This window comes from Marivirga sp., assembly GCF_024636815.1.
Lineage (GTDB): Bacteria > Bacteroidota > Bacteroidia > Cytophagales > Cyclobacteriaceae > Marivirga.
Window position 1 is genome coordinate 1 of the sequence record NZ_JAGXGF010000232.1, and the last position, 6,100, is coordinate 6,100.

Consider the following 6,100-nt stretch of genomic DNA (forward strand, 5'->3'; position numbering starts at 1 on the left):
CTTGTTGATCACTTAGGCTTATCAGCAGTGAAATTATTGGATTCTGCAGCAGAGTAAAAGCTGAATTAATTTATGGATCAAAAAGCAGATTTTAAGTATTGGGAATCATTTTTTCAATCATTGCAAATGACCTATTATGGTCTTTTAGCAGCACCCTTGTTTCTCTTTGCAATTGTTTTTTTAAGGGCAGAAAATGGAAATGCAAAATTACTTGGCATTCCTGCAGATATAGAGGGTACTGTTGTAGGTATAACCGTAATTTTAGCCATTATTGAGATTGTTTTTCTTCATTTTTTAGCAGCCAGACAATATAAAATAGCTGCGCAGGATGAGGAGTTGATTTCTAAAATGAGGAAGTATAAAAATGCTACTTTGATTAAGTATATTGGTTTAGCTATTTATCAAATCATAACAGTAGCAGTTTTTGCAATGACCTATCATAGCGGCTTAATGGCGCTTTTTACCGGCTTGTTATTATATAGCTCATTCTTTCGTCCTGAAATTCAAAATGCAAGAAGGGATTTGAAGTTAAGCAAAGAAGAATATCAAAAAATAGATTATAAAACAGGTTTAGTAACTTGATAATAAAAAAGGCTTTCATCACAGAAAGCCTTTTTTATTATACATTCTTAATCACTATTTCATAAGTAGCCTTTACATTTAGAGTACCCGATATAGAGCAATATTTACCGGCTGCCAATTCTACCAATTTCATAAATTCATCTTCTTTTAAATTATTGGATGTCGCAGTAAAAATCATATGAATACTTTCATATGCCCTTGGATGTTCCTCTCTTCTATTTCCAATAGTTTCCACTTGTAGATCAAATAAATCTTTCCTTCTTTTTTTGATCATTTCCACTAAATCAACTGATGCACAAGAGGCTAAGGCAGCTAAAAGACTTTCCATAGGAGAGAAGTAATCCTTGCTCTTAGCGTCATACATGTCAATATTCAAGATGTTTCCCGACTCATTTTTGCTCTCGTATTCTTTAGGAGCCAGCATATTTGTGATTATTCTCATTTCTTTATAATTAATTTTTTCAGCAAATCGCAAAGCTACGATCTTATCAATAAATTCGTAAGCTTATAACTTATATTTTCAATCGCTGTAAGATTCCATTATCTTTTCATAATTTTATAAAAGCCTAAATCCGTATCAATGTTACAAATTATTAAAGATGACCCTTGGTTAGCCCCCTATGAATACGATATCCAAAGTCGGTTTGATTATTTTAAATCGGAACTGGATAGAATTAATTCTCAGCATGGAAGTTTGTTAAATTATACATCCAGACATCAAGAGTTGGGTTTCCAGAAAACTAAAGATGGTTTTTCCTACAAAGAATGGGCGCCTGAAGCTCAAGCTCTATCACTGGTGGGGGAATTTAATAAATGGGATGAAAATGCTCACCCTATGCAGAAAAATGAAAAAGGGATTTGGGAAGTTGAAATTAAAAAAGATGAGGGTTTAGAACATCTTTCCTTGGTTAAAGTGAGGGTTACCTCTGCCAATGGAAAGCATGACAGAATTCCAGCTTATATCAAATATGCCACTCAAAACGAGGAGGATTATGATTTTACAGGAAGAGTTTGGACTCCTGAAAATACTTTTAAGTGGGCAGATGATAAATTTAAACTATCTGAAATAAAAAATCCTGTTATTTATGAATGTCATCCGGGCATGGCACAGGAAAAAGAAGGAGTAGGTACTTTCAAGGAATTCGAAGAAAATATTTTACCCAGAATAAAGCACCTAGGTTATAATTGTATTCAGTTAATGGCAGTAGCAGAACATCCATATTATGGATCTTTTGGTTATCATGTGGCTAATTTTTATGCACCTTCTTCTCGCTTCGGTACTCCTGATGAATTAAAATCCTTAGTGAATGCTGCTCATAAAATGGGAATTGCGGTCATTATGGATATTGTACATTCTCATGCAGTCAAGAATTTTTCTGAAGGCTTGAATGATTTTGATGGAAGTGGAAACCAATATTTCCATCACGGTGGAAGGGGCTATCATTCCGGATGGGATTCCAAGTTATTTAATTACGGAAAAGAAGAAGTGTCCCGTTTTCTATTATCAAATCTTCATTATTGGCTGGAAGAATTTCATTTTGATGGATTCCGCTTTGATGGCGTAACTTCCATGTTTTATTATCACCATGGAGAACATGTGAGTTTCGATCATTACGATAAATATTTTAAAGAAGGAGTAGATTGGGACGCAGTTCGATATTTACAGTTAGCTAATACATTAATACATGAAATTAAGCCTAATGCTATTACCATAGCAGAAGATATGAGCGGAATGCCAGGCACTTGTCAAGCCATTCAAGAGGGCGGCTTAGGCTTCGATTACCGATTAGGGATGGGAATACCCGATAACTGGATAAAATGGCTTAAGCATAAGCAAGATGAAGAGTGGAGCATGCAGGAAATTTGGAATGTGCTGGGTAATAGAAGATATGGTGAGAAAACAGTGGCTTATGCAGAATCACATGATCAGGCCATGGTAGGTGATAAAACTTTGGCTTTCTGGCTGATGGATAAAGAAATGTATTGGCACATGGCTAAGGGAGATGATAATTTGATTATCGACCGTGGAATAGCATTACATAAAATGATTCGTCTGGTGACAGCCTCAGCAGGTGGAGAAGCATATTTGAATTTCATTGGAAATGAATTTGGTCATCCGGAATGGATGGATTTTCCGAGAGAGGGCAATAACTGGAGCTATAAATATGCCCGAAGACAATGGTCATTAGTCGATAATAAAGAACTGAAATACCATTACCTCAATGATTTTGAGGAAGCGATGCTAGAGGTATTGAAATCAGAAAATGTATTGCAAGCATCTCCTGCAAATCTGCTCAATATAGATGAAACCAATAAAGTCCTGATTTATGAAAGAGCAAATTTAATTTTTGTCTTTAATTTTCATCCCAGTAATTCAGTTCCTGATTATGAATTTTGGGTTCCCAAAGGAGGAGAATTTAAATATTTATTAAATAGTGATGATGCTAAATTTGGTGGCCATGAAAGGATAGATCAATCAACTGTTCATGAGAGCTTTAAAAAAGAGGGAGGAGATTTTATCAAAATTTACTGTGTAAACAGGACAGCTTTGGTATTGAAGAGGAAATAGACATGTAAGATTGGATAAGAAGTGTTTAAATCAGTTTAAAAGTTTTCTGCTATCTTTACTTTTTTTTAAAAAGTCATTTGATCATGAAAAATAGATACTTATTCGGTTTAATTATATTTTCGGTTTTAACTACCGCTTGTACAAAAGAGAAAATTTCGACTCAGGATAATTATGAAGTTGTGGATTTGCCAGATGGAAGCATAGTATATTTAAATCAATATTCTGAATTAGAGTATATTGAAGCTTTTAATCAACGTAAAGTGGCTATTTCTGGTGAGTGTTATTTTTCCGTAGAACCATCCGATAAATCTTTTACCGTAACAGGTAAATTAGGTGAGATAGAAGTATTAGGTACAGAATTCAGCGTAAAATCAGATGATGAGGATATGGAAGTTGAAGTGGAAAAAGGAAGCATTCAATTTACTGCTGGAGAGCAATCAAAAAATATATCTTCAGGAGAAATGGCTTCTTATGAAAAAGGGGGAGATTCAATTGAAACAGGTGAAGCTACCATGAGCTTTAAAAAGTGGATGACTAAATTACATATTGAATTGAAACGCTTGGATAAAGAAGTTAATGATAAGACTAAAGGCTTGAATGAAAAGCTCAATCAAAAGGCTGAAGAAATTGAAAAAGAGGCTGGCAAAATAGGGGAAGAGATAGATGAGGTAGGAGATCAAATCGGCAAGAGTATTAAGAAAATTATAGATTGAAATTAAGTAATCTCCTGAGTTAGTTTTATAGCTAACTCAGGAGACTATTGTTTTTGCAATTATTTCAAATACTCATCTAAGAACTCTTTAATCTTTCCATAGCCCTCAATTTCATTTTCTTTTTTACGAAAGCCATGACCTTCATCCTCAAATAATACATACTCTACAGGCACCTCATTATCTCTCACATTTTGCACCATTTCATCGGATTCAACTTGTAATACGCGAGGATCATTACTTCCCTGCAATACCATCACCGGCTTGGTGATTTTGTCGGCATGGAATAAAGGGGATATTTTATGAAGCCTTACTGAATCTTCAGTATTTGGATTCCCTAATTCCTCATATAATGCGGTCTTCTGTGCTTCCCACCAACTTGGAATGGATCGAAGTGTTCTGATCCAGTTGGTTACTCCGAAAATATTCACGCCCACATCAAATGCATCAGGCTGGAATGCTAAAGCTGCCATTACCATATAGCCTCCGTAAGATCCTCCGATTATCCCCACTCTGGAAGTGTCCGCCCAATCCAATGTGGCTAAATAATCCTTTGCATAAACACAATCCATTAAATCATCTTCGCCATGCTTCTGATCATCTAATCGATTAAAAGTTTTACCGTAACCACTGCTACCACGGTTGTTCACACCTATGATAGCATAGCCATGATTGACTAAGTATTGCATTAGAGGAGAATAATTTAAGCGTGTTTGACCACCTGGTCCGCCATGCACCCAAACTAAAACAGGCACTTTATTATCAACTGATGCTTGATGAGGTTTGTATAAAATAGAAGGGATTTCTAAATCATCAAATGATGGATAGCGAACTACCTCACCTTCTACCAAATCTTCTTTATCCATATTTGGATTTAAAGATTCAGTAAGCTTTTTGAGGTCATTATTTTCGAAATCATAGACATAAATATTAGTAGGAGATTTGGAGCTTCCCACCGATAAGCGCATTTTATTTTCACTTTTAGATATGTTTACACCATTTATATTTCCGCCTTTAATTTCCGGTAGTTGCATTTCTTCATTTTCTTTAGTGTTGGTGATTTTCACTGAAGTTTTAGCATCTTCATTTATTCCCATCACCCTGTAGGTGTCATTCCAGGAGTAGTTAGCATACCAAATGTCCCAATCGGTTTCATGAATTTTTTCAGAAGTATTATTTTCAATATCATATCGACTCAGGTAGGTGAACTCACTGCCATCATTGGTAGTATAAAATAAATATTTGCTATCAGAACTAAATTCCTGAGCACTGTAAGTTGCAGTTGGATTTTCAGGTGAGATTTTAGTTTGATTCCCTGATTCTACCTCAATTATGATCAATTCATTGATAGAAGTTGTAATAGGTTTTTCTATAGCTACATATTTTTTATCATCCGATATTTCTGAAGGAAAAGCACCTGCATTATTTTCAAATATTAACTTGCTTTCAAAATTTTCAATATCCATTTCATAGATGTCAAAAAATTTAGGATCACGTTTGTTGGATGTGTATTTAAAACTTTTCAAATCCTTATCCCACCCCATAAATGAAGCTTTTTCTTCTTCTGTGGGAGTTAGGTCGGTAACGTTATTATTGGTGTCCAATAAGTAAATATGGCTGATTTCATTTCCGCCTTTATCGGCTGAAAAAAGGATACGGTCATCATTAGGGAAATAAGAATTGGCATACCATGATTCTTCTTTATTGCTGGAAAGTGTATCCATACCCGATCCATCTGTATGTAATGCATAAAGATTATAAATTCCCGTTGCGTTGCTAGAAACCAATAGTTTGGATTCATCATGTGAAAAATATCCTCCTGAATAATTAATGTTATCATAAAATTTTTCAATGGAATATTGGGTGAGCTTTTCTTCTCCTTCTTCTTTTTCTTGGGCTTCCTGTTGATTGCAACTTACAAGAAAACAACTTAGTAAAATAGTACTAAAAATTGATAATGGTTTCATAGTCAGTAGGTTTAGTGTGTCTCAATTTATGATTTTTTTAAAATAATATGGTGATATTTGAGTGAAATTTATCATTCTTGAGAAATATAAAAATGATATTGGTTCAAATCTTTAATCTGAAACATCACTTCAAAATCAAGATGAATTCAGAAATAAGCATTAAATTTGTTGCTATACTAATAATTATAAATGCAAGAAGCCGAGAAATATAGCCGATATTCATTTTTACTGGATAAAACTGCCCGTAGGGTCAAACAGTACGCTAAGCAAAG

General features: G+C 34.5%; 5 protein-coding genes. 3 read left to right on the forward strand and 2 right to left on the reverse strand.

Annotated elements, in window-relative coordinates; translation table 11 throughout:
- Nucleotides 1-72: 72 nt before the first annotated feature.
- Complete coding sequence (locus tag Q0L29_RS16805; protein WP_296623528.1) at nucleotides 73-582, forward strand: hypothetical protein; 510 nt, start codon at nucleotides 73-75, stop codon at nucleotides 580-582.
- A gap of 37 nt (nucleotides 583-619) precedes the next feature.
- On the opposite strand, the gene Q0L29_RS16810 is transcribed toward Q0L29_RS16805, so the two are convergent.
- Nucleotides 620-1,024, reverse strand: a complete 405-nt coding sequence (locus Q0L29_RS16810) for an OsmC family protein (RefSeq protein ID WP_296623531.1) — start codon at nucleotides 1,022-1,024, stop codon at nucleotides 620-622.
- 138 nt (nucleotides 1,025-1,162) lie between these two features.
- Here Q0L29_RS16810 and Q0L29_RS16815 point away from each other — a divergent pair, with 138 nt between their 5' ends.
- Nucleotides 1,163-3,151, forward strand: coding sequence for an alpha-amylase family glycosyl hydrolase (locus Q0L29_RS16815; RefSeq protein ID WP_296623533.1), 1,989 nt, complete (start codon nucleotides 1,163-1,165; stop codon nucleotides 3,149-3,151).
- An 83-nt stretch (nucleotides 3,152-3,234) separates the two neighbouring features.
- Nucleotides 3,235-3,864: a FecR family protein gene (locus Q0L29_RS16820; protein ID WP_296623535.1), complete on the forward strand. Its 630-nt coding sequence runs from the start codon at nucleotides 3,235-3,237 to the stop codon at nucleotides 3,862-3,864.
- 59 nt (nucleotides 3,865-3,923) lie between these two features.
- Here Q0L29_RS16820 and Q0L29_RS16825 read toward each other — a convergent pair whose 3' ends face one another.
- The gene (locus Q0L29_RS16825; protein WP_296623537.1) at nucleotides 3,924-5,828 is read right to left on the reverse strand and encodes an alpha/beta fold hydrolase; all 1,905 of its coding nucleotides are present in this window, start codon (nucleotides 5,826-5,828) and stop codon (nucleotides 3,924-3,926) included.
- Nucleotides 5,829-6,100 lie beyond the last annotated feature (272 nt).